Source organism: Enterococcus sp. 12F9_DIV0723, assembly GCF_002174375.1.
Taxonomy (GTDB): domain Bacteria; phylum Bacillota; class Bacilli; order Lactobacillales; family Enterococcaceae; genus Enterococcus_A; species Enterococcus_A gilvus.
Map to the genome: position 1 here is coordinate 188003 of NZ_NIBK01000001.1, position 16469 is coordinate 204471.

At 42.3% G+C, this 16469-nt stretch carries 13 protein-coding genes and 1 riboswitch; of the genes, 8 read left to right on the forward strand and 5 right to left on the reverse strand.

Annotated elements, in window-relative coordinates:
• Positions 1–562: 562 nt before the first annotated feature.
• Entirely contained in the window at positions 563–2065 is a 1503-nt protein-coding gene (locus A5868_RS00920; RefSeq protein ID WP_010782085.1) for a helix-turn-helix domain-containing protein, read from the reverse strand.
• A 170-nt stretch (positions 2066–2235) separates the two neighbouring features.
• On the opposite strand from A5868_RS00920, the gene A5868_RS00925 reads away from it, so the two are divergent.
• Positions 2236–2844, forward strand: coding sequence for a TMEM175 family protein (locus A5868_RS00925; RefSeq protein ID WP_086305897.1), 609 nt, complete (start codon positions 2236–2238; stop codon positions 2842–2844).
• A gap of 56 nt (positions 2845–2900) precedes the next feature.
• On the opposite strand, the gene A5868_RS00930 is transcribed toward A5868_RS00925, so the two are convergent.
• The gene (locus tag A5868_RS00930; RefSeq protein WP_010782083.1) at positions 2901–3644 is read right to left on the reverse strand and encodes an amino acid ABC transporter ATP-binding protein; all 744 of its coding nucleotides are present in this window, start codon (positions 3642–3644) and stop codon (positions 2901–2903) included.
• A 125-nt stretch (positions 3645–3769) separates the two neighbouring features.
• On the reverse strand, positions 3770–5368 hold the full coding sequence (locus A5868_RS00935) for an ABC transporter permease subunit (protein WP_010782082.1): 1599 nt from the start codon (positions 5366–5368) through the stop codon (positions 3770–3772).
• A gap of 124 nt (positions 5369–5492) precedes the next feature.
• Positions 5493–5666, reverse strand: a riboswitch (Lysine riboswitch).
• A 307-nt stretch (positions 5667–5973) separates the two neighbouring features.
• Here A5868_RS00935 and A5868_RS00940 point away from each other — a divergent pair.
• From A5868_RS00940 to A5868_RS00950, 3 genes are read left to right on the forward strand one after another with little or no spacing between them, the layout of a single operon-like run.
• Entirely contained in the window at positions 5974–6672 is a 699-nt protein-coding gene (locus tag A5868_RS00940; RefSeq protein ID WP_086305896.1) for an NAD-dependent protein deacylase, read from the forward strand.
• Between the two features lie 47 nt (positions 6673–6719).
• Entirely contained in the window at positions 6720–7553 is an 834-nt protein-coding gene (locus tag A5868_RS00945; protein ID WP_086305895.1) for a chorismate mutase, read from the forward strand.
• A gap of 1 nt (position 7554) precedes the next feature.
• A complete protein-coding gene (locus A5868_RS00950) occupies positions 7555–8082 on the forward strand; it encodes a transcription repressor NadR (protein ID WP_086305894.1) in 528 nt (175 codons plus the stop codon).
• A gap of 16 nt (positions 8083–8098) precedes the next feature.
• Here the strand turns inward: A5868_RS00950 and def are convergent, their stop codons facing one another.
• Positions 8099–8662, reverse strand: a complete 564-nt coding sequence (def, locus tag A5868_RS00955; protein ID WP_010782078.1) for a peptide deformylase — start codon at positions 8660–8662, stop codon at positions 8099–8101.
• A 266-nt stretch (positions 8663–8928) separates the two neighbouring features.
• Between def and rpsO the strand changes: the two genes are divergently transcribed.
• The 4 genes from rpsO to A5868_RS00975 all read left to right on the forward strand — a co-directional run bounded on the left by rpsO (position 8929) and on the right by A5868_RS00975 (position 15017).
• Positions 8929–9198 (forward strand): 30S ribosomal protein S15, encoded by a 270-nt coding sequence (gene rpsO / locus A5868_RS00960; RefSeq protein WP_010747233.1) that lies wholly within the window; start codon positions 8929–8931, stop codon positions 9196–9198.
• Between the two features lie 417 nt (positions 9199–9615).
• On the forward strand, positions 9616–11745 hold the full coding sequence (gene pnp, locus A5868_RS00965; RefSeq protein WP_010782077.1) for a polyribonucleotide nucleotidyltransferase: 2130 nt from the start codon (positions 9616–9618) through the stop codon (positions 11743–11745).
• A gap of 606 nt (positions 11746–12351) precedes the next feature.
• Positions 12352–14349, forward strand: coding sequence for a KUP/HAK/KT family potassium transporter (locus A5868_RS00970; protein ID WP_010782076.1), 1998 nt, complete (start codon positions 12352–12354; stop codon positions 14347–14349).
• 134 nt (positions 14350–14483) lie between these two features.
• Complete coding sequence (locus A5868_RS00975) at positions 14484–15017, forward strand: hypothetical protein (RefSeq protein WP_086305893.1); 534 nt, start codon at positions 14484–14486, stop codon at positions 15015–15017.
• Between the two features lie 3 nt (positions 15018–15020).
• On the opposite strand, the gene A5868_RS00980 is transcribed toward A5868_RS00975, so the two are convergent.
• Positions 15021–16400 carry an MATE family efflux transporter gene (locus tag A5868_RS00980; RefSeq protein ID WP_086305892.1) on the reverse strand — a complete coding sequence of 460 codons (1380 nt, stop codon included), beginning with the start codon at positions 16398–16400 and terminating at the stop codon, positions 15021–15023.
• Positions 16401–16469: the final 69 nt, after the last annotated feature.

Genomic DNA, 16469 nt, shown 5'->3' on the forward strand with positions numbered 1-16469 from the left:
CCAGCAGAGAAAATGCGAATGAAACGCATGAAATCACCGCCATATTTTAGAGACAAAAAAAGAGCTCATCGGTGGGTGGCCGATGAGCAAAGGAGTTAAAAAATGAAAAAGTGTTAGGGTTGTTTGTTGGTATACTTATATAATAGCAAGGAGATGTGAAAAAAGTGTGAACGAGGATTGTTTGAAAATTAAAAATTTTATAAAGAATATGGTTATTAATTAACTTGACAAGTATTTTTAATCTTATTTTTATAAAAAAAGAGCTCATCGGTGGGTGGCCGATGAGCAAAGGAGTTAAAAAATGAAAAAGTGTTAGGGTTGTTTGTTGGTATGCTTATATATTAGCAAGTAGTTATGAATAAAATGTGATAAAAGACTAGAGAAACAATTAATTTTAGCGAAAATAAATCTTTCTAACTAGTATAAACAAGAGTGTACTTACTTTTTCTTTTGAAACAAGAAGGCTTTTTAGCAGGGAGCACTCACTTCAAAAGACAAAAAAGCCGAAAAGGAGGTGGGCTTCCTAGAAAGCGCTCCTTTTCGGCTTGAGAATGACACGAGCTTATTCGTATACTCGGTTCTTTTTGTCGTAAATATTTCGCAGCTCTAAATAAAGTGGGACAAGTTCATTCTTAGTATAAGGGAAATCCAGTTGGTACAATTGAATATTTGGTTTTTCCTTTTTCAATAAGGAAGAAGAACTGATGATCAGATCATAATCGTCTTTCAAGGACACGTCGTAAGGCTCGGCATCAATGAAGCGCAGATCTTCCAAGAAACGGTACAAGTCGCGAACGAAAATTGCATTATGCTCTAACGCGATCCCTACTTTCAAATTATGCGCATAAGGAAACTGATTAAAGTAAGGCAATAACAAGCGCTTGAAGGCACGTGTGATCATTGGATGGATCGAACTGATAAAGCTGTAAGAAGGATTCTCTTTAGCTAATTGCATGAAATTTTGGATGTTTTGGAATAAAATGTATTCGCCTCGTGTTTGCTTCGCTTCTGGGTCCAGCACCAATTCAATAATGCTAGGAAACGGCTGACGGAAAATAAAGTAGCCGAACGTGATGTTCAGCATATTTGCCACAACCAAAGGGTCATCCATAATTTCCGGACGATCTGGGAACAATGCCTTTTTGGCAAAGGTACAGAACTCCATAACAAAATCATTGACCGGATTTGGACGAGCATCGAAGTCATGGATCGTCTGTTTCATGCTTTGATCGTCTCGAATCGTATAGAAGGGTGAGTAGTGCGCCAAGAAATAAATAAAACTGGATTCACCTTTCAATTGACGGGTCGTCATGGGAACATCTACTAATTCTCGTAAGGACGTAAAATCATAGTAAGGATTGTCCTTCATCAAGAAATTATAGCGAGGATCGTATTTGACGAACTTTTTATTGCTGACGCGGATCATGTTGATGCTGGTGAATAGCTTGATCTCCTGATTGCCGAAATACGTGCGTGACAGAGGGAAATAATCCTTGTACGTATCCATGATCTTCGCCAATTGATGCTGGTCAACATCTAACGGGCATTCAATTCCGCGAGTTCCAAGCCATAAAAGGTCGAATAACGCTAAACGAATCAAGCGTTCATCACCGGACATGCCGGCTTCTGTGTATGTAAAGCGAATATTGAAGCGTTTCAAGTGTTTTTTAAGTTTGTCGATCTTCCGGGAAACGGTGGAGCGGCTCACAAAATATTTTTCACAAAATTGTTCAATTGTTGGATTTTCTTCATTCAAGAAGTATAAGATAAACTGGAATGGGACGGCCTGTTGCAACAAGTGGTAACGATACTCATCGATCGTAGCATTTAAGTTTTCTAAATTCACTTTGCCGGCGCGCATCATGATCGTTTCATGGTTGGGCCGAATCTCCGCCAATTCTTGATCTATTTCATTTAATTCAATCACACTTTGCTGGTAGTTTAAATCTAAATCTTCTGACAATTGACTGATTGCTAACACTTGCTTGGTGGACTGATTTAAATATTTAAAAATATTAAAACGTAAGAGGAGCGACGCATCAAACATAAGTTCCTCATATAACATCTGTTTTCCTCCTTTATTAAATTAGGCGATTAATCTGAATTTTTTTAAGCATATTTCTTTTATATTGTACTTTATTTACATAAACCTGTCAGTTATTAACCGGTAAAAAGTGAGTAAAATTATATAGGGAAAATCATTTTTCATGCTATTCTAAGAAAGAAGGTGAAAAAATGACAAAGTCGCGTTTAGAAGCATTTACCGATGGCGTGGTTGCGATCGTTTTGACAGTCCTCGTGTTGGATATTCAGATACCAGACGCGCCAACACTCGCTTCATTGCTGAGCATAACCAACACACTTTTCGCCTATACGGTGAGTTTTATTTTCGTGGCAGTTATCTGGGTGAACCATCATCGCATGATGCAGATGGCGGAAAAGATCAATTATAAGGTTATCTGGGCAAATATTTTTTGGTTATTTTGGCTAACGTTATGTCCGGCCGTCACGAGCTGGGTAGGACGCAATCCTGGAGAATTTTGGCCAGAGGTTTCTTATGTCATGGTCTACACGATGTGGAGTTTTTCTTACGGGGTGTTATCAAAAAAAGTCATTACCGCCAATGACCCAGAGAGTCATGTTGTGAAAGTTTTGACACGGGATCGCCGCAGCAGATTATCTATGCTGATCAATTTAGCAGTTTTGGCAGGTGTGTTTGTTTATCCGCCGATCGGGATCTTTGGACGTTTCTTAGTTTCAGGGATTTGGATCGTTTCATATCGGAAAGCCGACGAATATTACCACAAAGTTTTCGGCAAAAAAAATCGCGGCAGAAGTGCGTAACTTCTGTCGCGATTTTTACGTGTATTTGTTGGTTTTGCACCAACCCAAAAGGCTTTTTACGGTTCTGGATGCAACACACGGTGTAAGAATTCTTTGGTCCGTGCTTCTTTCGGATGGACAAAGATGTCTTCAGGGGTTCCTTGTTCAGCAATGACGCCTTGGTCCATGAAGATAACGCGATCCGACACTTCTTTTGCGAAGGCCATTTCATGGGTTACGATGACCATCGTCAAGCCGCTCTCTGCCAATTTCTTCATAATATGCAGGACATCGCCGACCATTTCAGGATCTAGCGCGGAGGTCGGTTCGTCAAACAACATCACTTCCGGGTTCATTGAAAGGGCACGGGCAATTGCGACCCGCTGTTTCTGACCCCCAGAAAGCTGTGCCGGTTTCGCATCAACGAAACGTGCCATCCCCACTTTCTCCAAGTTTTCCAACGCCACTTTTTTGGCTTCCTCTTCTTTTCGTCCTAAGACGGTCACCTGACCGCTCATGCAATTTTGCAGCACGTTCATATTGTTGAAAAGGTTAAAGGATTGGAAAACCATTCCCAAATGCGTCCGATATTTCGGCAGGTTGTAACCAGGGGCTAGAACATTGTCCCCTTGGTATAAGATTTTGCCGTCTGTTGGTGTTTCAAGTAAGTTGATACAACGTAGAAAGGTAGATTTACCGGAACCAGAGGCACCGATGATCGTTACCACTTCTCCTTTGTTGACGTTCATACTGATATCTTTTAAGACGAGGTTATCGCCGAAGCTTTTCTTCAAATGTTCGATTTCAATAATACTGCTCATGTCTGCTCCTCCTTATTCTTATTGCTGAACGCATTTTTTTAAATACGTTCGATGCTCATGCCGTATACCATTCTGCTAAAGCGAGAAGCAAAATGGTCTATCGGGCCTCCTTAATCTATCTGGAATTATTTATCTTCTCCGACAGCTACATCAACCTCTTCAATACGAACATAGGCTGAAGGACCGTCCATTTTCTTCTCAACGACACGTAAGAGACGAGTGGCAGTGAAGGTCAAGACAAAGTAGATCACACAGATGATGAAATACGTTTGGAAGAACATATAGTTCGTTCCAGCCGCGGATTTTCCTTGGAAGAACAATTCAGAAACAGAGATGATACTCAATACAGAGGTATCTTTAATATTGATAACCAATTCATTCCCCGTTGCTGGCAGAATGTTTCGTAACACTTGCGGCAAGACCACTTTACGCATCGTTTGACCATGGGTCATCCCGATCGCATGAGCCGCTTCGAACTGTCCTTTATCGACTGCGAAGATCCCGCCGCGGACGATCTCAGACATATAGGCCCCCGTATTAATAGAAACAATAAACAATGCAGCAGCCGTTCGATTCAAGTCGATCCCGAAAGCCATCGCGATCCCGTAATAGATAACGGCAGATTGTACGATCATCGGTGTGCCGCGGAAAATTTCAATGTAGGCATTCAATAACCAGCCAAACACTTTTTGCAGGCCGCGTTTTGCAGAATTGTCTGATTCAGGGATCGTCCGAAAGACACCGATCAATAAACCGATCAAAGTCCCAACCGTTGTTCCCACAATAGCAAGCAGTAAGGTCATTCCTGTTCCTCGTAAAAACATCGAACCGTTTTGTTTCAAGATACGAACGAAGACATTTTCTTTTTTACCAGAAGCGTTTTGCGTTTCATCCGTCGCTGGCTGATCTTTGATGGCTTGGTCCATGACCTTCACCCGTTCGTCTTGAGAGATGCCGGACAAGATCTGATTGACCTGGGCCATATTAGCGTCGCCTTTACGCATGCCGACCGACACCTGAACATCTTCAGGGTTGGTTTGGAACCCGTTTGCTTTGTCAAATTCCACCATTTTAAGGTCAGGATTGACACTTTCCGCCGTCACACCTTCTGGTCGTTCACTGACGTAGCCATCGATCGTTCCCGATTCCAAAGCAACACGCATTGCTGGGAAATTGTCCATGGCTTCCTGTTTGTTCACGTCAGGGATCTGAGGAATAACGTCATAATGGAATGTACTTAACTGTGCGGTGATCTTTGCCCCCGCAAAATCTTTGATGTTTGTCGCTTTGGCATATTTTGTATCTTTCCGTGTAACGATAACCAATTGTGATTCGTAATAAGGATCGGAAAAGTCGACTTCCTTCCGGCGTTCCGCTGTTGGAGACATCCCGGCGATGATCGCGTCGATCTTGCCGGATTGAAGAGCGGGCAATAAGCCGTCCCATTCGGTTTTGACGACGACCAGCTTACGGTTCATTTTGTCCGCAATTTTTTTCGCCATTTGGACATCGTAACCGCCAGCGTAAGCTCGATCTCCTTGGATCTGAACGGCGCCATTCCGATCATCCTTTTGCGTCCAGTTGAACGGTGCATAGCCGGCTTCCATGCCGACCCGTAACTCTCCTTCAGGTGTTTTGTCATCCGCGTGTGTAATCAACGGCGCTCCTAAAAAAGAAATGAATAATGCGATAAGTGCGATAACTGAAAATTTTCTTCTATTCATAGTTTCTCCCTTTCTTGAACTCACGAGATTGGGTAGGGCTGTCTTTGAAAATCTACAACAAAAAAAGCCGCCGATTTGTGTATAAGGCCGCTTGTAGATAATAAGAAGATGGTGTTCCCTCTCACAAAAACATAGCGCAACTTAGCATCACTGCTAAGACAGTCCGCAAGTTATTTGCTTGCGTCCCAACATACAAAACAAAGAGAATTTTGTACATTTCGGCGAAACTTCCTAGACCTATTTCCACGTGTCTCTGCACTCCATAGGGTTAATAAGGTTCGCGACCTCTACCTCATTGTTCTGAGGCATCTCGTATTCAGTTATTATGTTTCACAGTCTAAAGCCTATAAATGAAAAAGTCAATGGGAATCCTTTGAAACGAACAAAAAAATTGTTTGAAATTTTTAATCTGAAACGTTTTGATTGTTTAAAAAGACAAAAAAAGAATACGAAGATACATCCTTTAAGAAATTTCAGTCTTTTTATTTCAAAGGAGCAAAAAAGCTCTTCGATGATACGAAGAATTCTTCCTTTCTTCTATAAAAGAAGTGAGACTTTTTATTTTACGCGCCATTTATACTATACTGATTCTTGAGGTGATAGAAATGGAAATCACAGTTGATCTGGCTGCAGAGATGCTCCAGCAGCATAAAAAAATGACCTTTCTAACTGGAGCAGGTGTTTCCACGCCATCAGGAGTCCCAGATTACCGCTCGCTCCAAGGCGTGTACCACGGACTGGAGGCACCAGAGTATTTATTAAGCAACGAATGCCTGGTACGTGAACCAGAAAAATTTTATCAATTTGTCAAACACTTATACCATGAAGAGGCGCGGCCTAATGTCATTCATCAAGCCATGGCAGTGATGGAGAAGACAAAAGACATTTGGGTCGTCTCCCAAAATATCGATGGGTTGCATGCGGCGGCTGGCAGCGAAAAACTCGTTAATTTCCACGGGTCGCTGTACGAGTGCTATTGTCGGAAGTGCGGAAAATCAGTACCCGTATCAGACTATCTGCAAAGCGATCGTCACAAGGAGTGCGGCGGTCAAATTCGTCCTGATATCGTGTTGTATGGTGAGGGATTTGAAGAAGGCGTCATTCAACAAGCCGTTTCAGCAGTCAAAAATGCGGAACTTGTGGTAATCGTCGGGACGAGCTTTCAAGTTCATCCGTTTTGTGATTTAATTTATGAAAAACGCAGAGATGCGCAAGTCATGGTCATCAATCAAACGCCGATCCAGTTAGCCGGTGCCTATACGTTTGTACAGGCGAATGGAGTGGAGGTATTTGAAAAGCTATAATACATTCATTGGGTGAAACCAGTTTTTATCTACGAGGAGGAAGATGTGTGGAGTTAACAGAAAAAGAAAAGATGATCGCCGGTAAATTATATTTTGCAGGTGATCCTGAATTAGCAGCCGATCGAAAAGATGCACGGGTCAAATTACGAGCGATCAACCAAGAAACAGACAAGAAAAAACGAGAAATGTATGTAAAATCTGCTTTTGGGGGAACCAAAAAGCGCGTCTACATTGAACCAACCATTTCCTTCGATTATGGCTACAATATTTTTGTTGGGGAGAACTTCTATTGTAATTTCCACAATGTTTTTTTAGACATTTGTCCAATTACGATTGGCGACAATTGTATGTTCGGACCCAATGTTCAATTGTATACGGCTAGCCATCCGTTAGAACCAGGAAAGCGCAATAGCGGGCAAGAATTCGGCAAGCCGATCACGATCGGCGACAATGTTTGGATCGGCGGTTCGTGTGTGGTGGTTCCTGGGGTAACGTTGGGGGACAATGTCGTAGTGGCCGCGGGGGCAGTGGTGACAAAATCTTTTCCAGATAATGTCGTGGTTGGTGGAAATCCTGCACGTATCCTAAAGACGATCGAAGAAGAAAATGAAAAGAACGAATTGGTGCAAGCCCGAGAAAAAATAGATACGATCGATCAGGAAATCGTTGGTCTCTTAGAAAAACGACTGTCCGCTGTCAGCGAAGTAATCGCGTACAAGGCGCAAACAAAAAAGGCCGTTTTAGATACGAGCCGTGAAGAAAACGTGTTAGAGAACGTTGCTGCTTTAGTGAAGGACGAAAATTATCGCGAAACGATCGTTGAGACATTCAAGGATATCATGAAGCAGTCGCGTAACTATCAAGAAGGGCGGTTGGAGTAACATGGTCGATGGCGATAAACGCAAAGCCGAGATTTTAGAAGCGTTGCAGCAAGCGGATAAACCGATCAGTGCGACTCGTTTTGCAAAGGAATTCGGCGTGAGCCGTCAAATCGTAGTGGGGGATGTGGCGTTGCTACGAGCAGCAGGTGAAACGATCATTGCCACTGCACGAGGCTACCTATTGGAACGCGAGTCAGAAAAATTGATCAGTAAAATTGCTGTTCAACACGGACCGGAGCAAACAGAAGAAGAATTGCGCACAATAATCGAAAAAGGCGGAGAAGTCATTGATGTTGTAGTGGAGCATCCGTTGTATGGCGAATTAGTCGGCGGACTGCATTTGATGACGCAGCAAGACGTTGATAGCTTTATCAAGGAAACCAGTGGGCTGCGGGCGACACTTTTGTCGGAGCTGACAGGCGGCATTCACCTCCACACGATCGCCTATGAGACACTGGATGATTTGGCAGAGATCAAACAGGCGCTCTCAGAAAAAGGGATCTTATATGAAGAAAAACACCATTCGTAGTGAATGGTGTTTTTGCTTATTCGATGACTAAAACGCCGTCTTTCAATTGCAGCGGGTTCTTTTCGTCTATATGGTCGTAGAACATGATGCCGTTGATATGGTCGATCTCATGCTGGACGACGATCGCATTGTAATTTTTCAAGCGAATCTTGTGTTTTTCACCCTCAGCATCATAATAAGAAACGGTGATGCGTGCCGCCCGAACGACATAGCCGGGAACTTCACGATCAACAGATAAGCAGCCCTCGCCTTCGCCTAAGCAAGCTTCCTGTACAGAGTGGCTTAAAACTTTTGGATTGTACATCACCGTACTAATACCGTTCTCCGGTTTTTCTGGGTCAACACTTGGTACATGGACCGCGATGATCCGTTTTGAACTATCTAATTGGGGAGCCGCTAAACCGACACCGCCACGTAAGTGTAATTCTTCTGCTTTCACGGGATCTTGACTGTTTTTAAGAAATTGAAGCATTTCTTTTCCAAGGGCCACGTCTTCAGCAGTTGGAGGAATCGGGACCTCTTTCGCAACATCTCTTAAGGTCGGATGGCCTTCCCGAATAATATCATCCATTGTGATCATTAAAAAATCTCCTCTCAAAGCTGTCTTTCATCACGTTAGTTTAACACAAAAAGTAAGTAAGGTAAAAAAACTGTTTTTGAGACGACGGTTCTTTAAAAAAATTGTAATGATTACAAAAGACAGCCTTAAATTGCTATACAGCTTGATTTTTTAGAGCAAATCAAGTAAAGTGTTAGAGTGTGCAAAGCGCACCACCTATCACTTGGTTGGGCGATTCACCAACGCTCTACTCAGTCGTAGGAAGAAAATAGGAAGAGGTGAAAACCATGGCATTATCAAAAGAACGTAAAAACGAAATCATCAATGAATATGCTCGCCATGAAGGAGATACTGGTTCTCCAGAAGTACAAATCGCTGTATTAACGGAAGAAATCAATCAACTAAATGAGCATGCACGTGTCCACAAAAAAGACCACCATTCATACCGCGGTCTAATGAAAAAAGTTGGTCATCGTCGTAACTTGTTAGCTTACTTACGTAAGAATGAAGTACAACGTTACCGTGAATTAATCCAACGTCTAGGACTACGTCGTTAATTCGTACTACTATTTAAGAGTGAGGTTCCTAGGAATCTCACTTTTTTTACAGTTAGGCTTTTCGCAATAGTGTAAGTATGCGTTCTAGTAATAGATTTTATGCGTTGTATTGAACAGGCAGTTTCAGCCTAATGTTATGCGTACGAAAATCAGTTCATTTTTCTGGTTTATAGAAAAAATGATTTCACTTAAAATGAGCTAGCTGTTAAATTCTAGTATACATGTAGAAACATTCGTCTCTTATTTAATGTATTTGCGAAGGGGACTAAATTAATCGAACACCGAGGTTCTCTCGGTAAAAATAAACCCCTTTGATTGGCGTGTTGTCACTCTACTAACCAAATGCAAGAAGCGAAGGTTTTCGCTGTTTCCATTTGTTTAGTAGCGTCGCACTGGTCAAAGGAAAAAGGAGAAGTTATGACAGAAAAGCAAGTTTTTAAAACCACTTGGGGCGGGCGCCCTCTGCAAGTTGAAATCGGTCAGCTTGCCAAACAAGCCAATGGCGCAGTGTTAGTTCGCTATGGCGATACCGTTGTGTTAAGTGCAGCTGTTGCATCAAAAGAAGCGAGAGATTTCGACTTTTTCCCATTAACGATCAATTACGAAGAAAAAATGTATGCCGTGGGTAAAATTCCTGGAGGCTTCATCAAGCGTGAAGGACGTCCAAGTACAGATGCGACGTTGACTGCTCGTTTGATCGACCGTCCGATTCGCCCAATGTTTGCTGATGGCTTCCGTAATGAAGTGCAAGTAACAAACGTTGTAATGAGTGTGGAACAAGATTGCTCACCAGCGATGGCTGCAATGTTTGGTTCTTCATTGGCATTAGCTATTTCAGATATTCCTTTTGAAGGCCCAATCGCAGGTGTTGATGTTGGCCGCGTAAACGGGGAGTATGTGTTGAATCCTACGACGGAACAACACGCCGCATCAGATATCGATTTGACTGTTGCTGGAACAAAACAAGCCATCAACATGGTAGAATCCGGTGCAAAAGAAGTTTCCGAAGAAGATATGCTAGGTGCGTTGTTGTTCGGTTTTGACGCAATCAAAGAAATGGTCGCTTTCCAATCTGAAATCGTTGCTGCTGTCGGCAAAGAAAAAATGGAAATTTCTTTATTACAAGTGAACCCTGAATTGAAAAAAGAAATTTTTGACAGCTATTACGAAACCATGAAGACGGCTGTAATGACAATGGACAAATTGGCACGTGAAGACGAAATTGAAAAAGTAAAAGAAACAGTCAAAGAAGTCTACGCGGAAAGATTTGCGAATGTTGAAACAGAAGATTTGGTTCAAATCACAAAAGAAGTGAAACAAATCGCAGAAGACCTTGAAAAAGATGTTGTCCGTGAATTGATCACGATCGATAAGATTCGTCCGGATGGTCGTAAATTAGACGAAATCCGTCCGTTAGATGCAGAAACAAGCATCTTGCCGCGCGTACATGGTTCAGGTCTATTTACACGGGGACAAACGCAAGCATTATCTGCTTGTACGTTGGCTCCTTTAGGAGAACATCAAATCATTGATGGATTAGGAACCGTTGAAAGCAAACGATTCATCCATCACTATAATTTCCCGCAATTCTCTGTTGGTTCAACAGGGCGTGCTGGCTCACCAGGTCGTCGTGAAATCGGACATGGTGCATTAGGTGAACGTGCATTGGCGCAAATCATTCCTAGTGAAGAAGATTTCCCTTACACTATCCGTTTAGTTGCGGAAGTATTGGAATCAAACGGTTCGTCTTCTCAAGCAAGTATCTGTGCTGGAACATTGGCATTGATGGATGCAGGTGTGCCAATCAAAGCGCCGGTTGCCGGGATCGCTATGGGCTTGGTCTCTGATGGTGAAAACTACACGATCTTGACAGATATCCAAGGATTAGAAGATCATCTTGGCGACATGGACTTTAAAGTTGCTGGAACAAAAGACGGAATCACTGCTTTGCAAATGGACATCAAAATCCAAGGGATCACAGAACAAATCCTTTCTGAAGCGTTGACACAAGCGAAAAAAGCACGAATGGAAATTCTGGAAGTCTTAACAGATACAATCGCTGAACCGCGCAAAGAGTTGAGCCCATATGCTCCGAAGATCGAAATGATCCAAATCGACCCAGATAAGATCAAAACAGTCATCGGTAAAGGCGGCGACACGATCAACGGTATCATTGAAGAAACTGGCGTGAAGATCGATATCGATCAAGATGGAAATGTCAGCATCGCTTCTTCTGATGCAGAGATGATCCAAAAAGCAATCAAGATCATTGAAGAATTGACCAAAGAAGTCAAGGTCGGCGAAGTTTACTTAGGTAAAGTCGTTCGTATCGAAAAATTTGGTGCCTTCGTGAACTTGATCAAAGGCAAGGATGCGTTGGTCCACATTTCTCAACTTGCGAATGAACGTGTAAATAAAGTAGAAGATGTCGTGAAATTAGGCGACGAAGTATTAGTGAAAGTAACAGAAATTGATCGCCAAGGACGCGTGAATGCGTCTCGTAAAGCCTTGTTGAAAGAAGAAGAGAGCAAAAAAGAAGAAAAATAACCGATCCTTCGGTTAGTCTTTGACTTTTCTTTCTGAAACTTGGATAATATGGATAAGTTTTAGGGGAGTAGCAACATAGAGTCCTCTCTATGCTTTTAGATCAACAACTAGTGCAAAGCGCGCTGGTCTAAAAGGTAATTTGCAAGACCTAAACAATAGTGGAAACTGTTGTTTAGGTCTTTTTTGCGAATTCCACTCCCTGCTTTAGCTGGTTAGTGGAATCGTATGCGTACGAAAATAAAAGCATTTTTCCCGATTTTGGAAAAATGGATTCATTGGAACTGAGTTAGCGGTCAGTTATGCTTTTTGCAGTATGTAACAATCAAGCTTATTTTGGTTTAAATAGAAAATAATCGTTTGTGCTGTTTAGCATAATGATATGCGTAATGAGAATTTGATTCACTTTTTGGTTTTTGAAAAAGTGCATTCATTTAAAACGAATTAGCTGCGAGTGTGTATCAAAATATCGATGCAATTAGTAAAATCGATCCAAGGTGTCATGAATAAAAAAGTACGGCGCTATCATCAGCATCGTGAAACTTCCTAAAACTTTTTAAATAGAACTCACTACCGATTCAGCGAACGGCGATAACAGGAGCGTGTAAAATGGAGAAAAAGAAAGATCATATGAAAAAGCTTTCGGCAGGAGGATTGCTGATTGCGCTAGGTGTCGTGTACGGCGACATCGGAACGAGTCCGTTGTATGTCATGAAGGCGATCTTAGAAGAAAATGGCGGATTGAGCACAGTGACACAGGATTTCGTTTTGGGAACAGTCTCATTGGTTTTTTGGACTGTGATGCTCTTGACGACCGTCAAATATGTGCTGATCGCATTACGAGCAGATAATCATGGTGAAGGGGGAATTTTTTCTCTATACACCTTGGTTCGTAAGGGTGGAAAATATTTGATCATTCCTGCCATGATCGGTGGCGCAGCATTGTTGGCCGATGGGGTACTGACACCCGCGGTAACTGTCACCACGGCGATTGAAGGATTGCGAGGCATCCCTGATTTTTATCAAAAATTTGGCAACAATCAAAACGTCATTGTCATCATCACACTGATCATTTTACTTTTTCTATTTTTGATCCAGCGTTTTGGTACAGATTTTGTCGGAAAAGCTTTTGGTCCGATCATGTTTTTATGGTTCACATTTTTAGGGCTGATGGGTCTGTTGAATATTCCTTATGATTTTAGTGTCGTCAAAGCATTGAACCCGTATTATGCCGTTCACTTATTGTTTAATCCAGACAATAAGATGGGGATTTTTATTTTAGGGAGCATCTTTCTAGCAACAACGGGTGCGGAAGCGTTGTATTCGGATATGGGGCATGTAGGGAAGAAAAATATTCATTTCAGTTGGCCGTATGTACTGCTTTGCTTGATGCTGAATTATGCAGGGCAAGCCGCGTGGATCTTGCACGCAAAAGGGAATGCTTCAATTGAAGCCATTGATAACTTGAATCCATTCTTTCAAATTTTACCAGATGGCTGGATGATCTTTGGGGTCGTTTTCGCGACGATTGCCGCGGTCATTGCTTCACAGGCCTTGATCTCGGGGTCCTTTACTCTTGTTTCAGAAGCTATCAAATTGAAGCTGTTGCCAAGAATGCGGATCATCTATCCTGGTAAAAGCATTGGTCAGATGTATATTCCGGCCGTTAATATGATTCTATGGGGTGCCTGCTCGGTGATCGTGTTGACCTTCCGTACATCGACGCATATGGAAGCTGCTTATGGACTGTCGATTACGGTAACGATGCTGATGACGACCTTCTTGCTGTACCATTACCTGCTGCAAAATGGAACCTCTAAAATTCTAGCAGGTTTGATGCTCGTATTTTTCGGAACGTTAGAAGGCTTCTTTTTCATCTCAAGTGTGACGAAATTCTTCCATGGCGGGTTTGTCGCCGTTGCGATGGCCTTATTGATCCTGAGTGTCATGTACATCTGGTATTGCAGCAATCGCGTGCAGGAAAAGGCCAGTCAGGATGTTCAATTTAAAGATTATTTGCCGCAATTACAAGAACTTCATGACGATGATAAGATTCCTTATTACCAAACCAACGTAGTATTTTTGGTTCCGCGTTTGGAAGGGGACACGATACCGCAGCAATTTATCTATTCTATTTTGGACAAACGCTTAAAACGGGCGAAAGTTTATTGGTTTGTAAATGTTGAAGTAACCGATGAACCTTATACAGAAGAGTATAGTGTGGATATGATGGGGACTGACTTTATTGTGAAGGTCAAACTTTACCTTGGCTTCCGTATCGCACAAGACGTCAATGTTTACTTGCGCCAGATCATTCATGATTTGATGAAGCAAGGACGATTGCCTAAACAGCCGCAGCATTATTCGTTGACTCCGGGCCGTCAGGTAGGGGACTTCCGATTTGTGATCATCAATGAAGAATTATCGAATATGACGAGGATCGATAAGTGGGATCGTCAAGTCATGCAAGCACGTTTAGCCATCAAGCGCCACACGGTAACACCGGAACGGTGGTTTGGAATTGAATACAGTGAGGTCACGTATGAAACGGTGCCGCTGATTGTCGGCGAAACGAGAAAAACGTGGTTGAAAGAACGAAAACGTTAAAAAGTGCGCTCGTTTTTTCAAAAAATTAATTTTTAACAAGAGCTTTTGGCGGAAAGAATTGCCAAAAGCTCTTTTCTTTTTATTTGAATTACGTTAAATTAAGGTTAAAAAAGAGTGAAGGCGAGGGTTGCGAGATGGAAATGACGATTTCAGGTTTGCGTGAAAAACTGGTAAACACCGATGAGGAGCAGCTTAGAGAATTGATCTGCCAGTTGTATAAGCATTCGGAGGTTTCGCAACAGATGATCGATTCTCGTTTTTTAGGGGATGATTATGGGGTGCGTATCGCACAGGAGATGAAACAGAAGCTGGATCAAGCGTTTTTTCCCCACGAAAAAATTGATCTTTCTTTGGCGAATGCAAAAGAGCTGCTGCGGTTGTTTCGTAAAAGGTGTCAAAACCAGCGTGCATTGATTGACGTGGAATTATATTATGTGGAATGCGGATTGGATTTTATGAACATGTTTGGAGCAGGCGATGGGGAGAACAAAAATCTCTTGCTAGTAAATTATGCTTCGGCAGTGGCTCGGATCTTGGAAGATGAGTCACATATTTATTTCCATATGTATTTTTCAAGGTGCGGTCAGATCATTCAAGCAACCAAAGAATTCACACCAGAATTTGTGCGGAATATGACGGCTGTGTACCAGCAACTAGCAAAAGAGTGAGGCTTACGCCTCACTCTTTATTTGTGGTTGCAACGGTTCTTGGTGGTATTCTTGATCCAATTTTTTTAGATTGCGCATTGCTTTAAAATAAGAAGTCAATAGAACGGCGGTTGAACCGATCCAGGCAAGCGGTGAAGCAAATGCAGCACCTGCGAAACCAAAGGAATGGGTCAAAATCACCGCGGCAAAGGAGCGCATAACGAGCTCCATGATCCCGGCGAATGTCGGGATTTTCGCTTGTCCTAACCCTTGCAAGGTATAGCGTAAAATAAATAAGATCGCTAATACCCAATAGAGAGCGCCGTTGATATTAAAATAGGTTTGCGCCAGTTCAAAGACACGGGTTTCACTAGGATTAACAAATAATGCGACAAAATATTTTCCGCAAGTGATAACCAAGAGGCCTGCAAAGAGACTAAAGGCACCACTCATGATCAAACATTGTTTGACACCTTTTAAAATTCGGCCATATTCTTTCGCTCCAAGATTTTGAGCAGTAAATGTCGCCATGGTGATTCCAAAAGACATCATAGGCAAGATAGCAAATTGATCAATCCGGGCAGCCGTTGTTTGAGCAGCCACGACATCTGTTCCCAATGTATTCAATGCGGATTGTAAGATGACCGCTCCGATCGCGATAATCGATGATTGGAAGCCCATAGGCAGCGCAGCATTCAAATGAACACGCAATTCTTCTTTATCAAAAGTAAAACTTTTTCGATTTACTTGCAGCATGGGAATCTTTCTGCGAATAAACCAAATACACATCAAACTAGCTGAGATTTGCGCGATGACTGTAGCAAATCCGGCACCTGCAACGCCCATGTGGAAGTAGATGATGAAAACCAGGTCCAATACCACATTGATGACCACCGCAAACGCTAAAAAGAAAAGCGGTGTTCGACTATCCCCTAATGCCCGCACCATATTGGATAAAAGGTTGAAGGCCATGGAAGCAAAGATCCCACCTAAAATAACGGAAATGAATTCTTGCGCTTGGTCGAGAAGCTCAGGAGGTGTTTGCATTAAAAGTAGTAAAGGACGTAAAAACACTAAGCTCAAAACGGTTAATACAACACTCACACCCAGGCTGATAAGGATCGACATAGCAAAACTTTTACGCACGCCTTGTGCGTCCTTGGCACCAAAGCGTTGCGCTGTGATAATCGACAATCCTGCAGTTAGACCTTGAGCAAAACCGATGATTAAAAAACTGACGCTGCTAGTGGCACCCACAGCAGCCAAAGCATCTTTTCCCAATGTTTGACCAACGACGACCATATCTACCATACTGTAAAATTGCTGAAATACATTTCCTACAAACAAAGGCAAGGCGAATAAAATAATCAGCTTTGCCGGATTTCCATGAGTCAACTCTTTCATCTTTTTCCCGCTTTCTAATAAAATTTTCTGATTGATATTACCACAAAATTTTCTGAAAGCAAGGGTCTC

Excerpts from the sequence above, each read along its gene's own strand:
- pnp (WP_010782077.1), top strand. The coding sequence starts at position 9,616 with ATGACAGAAAAGCAAGTTTTTAAAACCACTTGGGGCGGGCGCCCTCTG.
- A5868_RS00925 (WP_086305897.1), top strand. The coding sequence starts at position 2,236 with ATGACAAAGTCGCGTTTAGAAGCATTTACCGATGGCGTGGTTGCGATC.
- A5868_RS00950 (WP_086305894.1), top strand. The coding sequence starts at position 7,555 with ATGGTCGATGGCGATAAACGCAAAGCCGAGATTTTAGAAGCGTTGCAG.
- def (WP_010782078.1), bottom strand. The coding sequence starts at position 8,662 with ATGATCACAATGGATGATATTATTCGGGAAGGCCATCCGACCTTAAGA.
- A5868_RS00980 (WP_086305892.1), bottom strand. The coding sequence starts at position 16,400 with ATGAAAGAGTTGACTCATGGAAATCCGGCAAAGCTGATTATTTTATTC.
- A5868_RS00970 (WP_010782076.1), top strand. The coding sequence starts at position 12,352 with ATGGAGAAAAAGAAAGATCATATGAAAAAGCTTTCGGCAGGAGGATTG.
- A5868_RS00930 (WP_010782083.1), bottom strand. The coding sequence starts at position 3,644 with ATGAGCAGTATTATTGAAATCGAACATTTGAAGAAAAGCTTCGGCGAT.
- A5868_RS00935 (WP_010782082.1), bottom strand. The coding sequence starts at position 5,368 with ATGAATAGAAGAAAATTTTCAGTTATCGCACTTATCGCATTATTCATT.
- A5868_RS00940 (WP_086305896.1), top strand. The coding sequence starts at position 5,974 with ATGGAAATCACAGTTGATCTGGCTGCAGAGATGCTCCAGCAGCATAAA.
- rpsO (WP_010747233.1), top strand. The coding sequence starts at position 8,929 with ATGGCATTATCAAAAGAACGTAAAAACGAAATCATCAATGAATATGCT.
- A5868_RS00920 (WP_010782085.1), bottom strand. The coding sequence starts at position 2,065 with ATGTTATATGAGGAACTTATGTTTGATGCGTCGCTCCTCTTACGTTTT.
- A5868_RS00975 (WP_086305893.1), top strand. The coding sequence starts at position 14,484 with ATGGAAATGACGATTTCAGGTTTGCGTGAAAAACTGGTAAACACCGAT.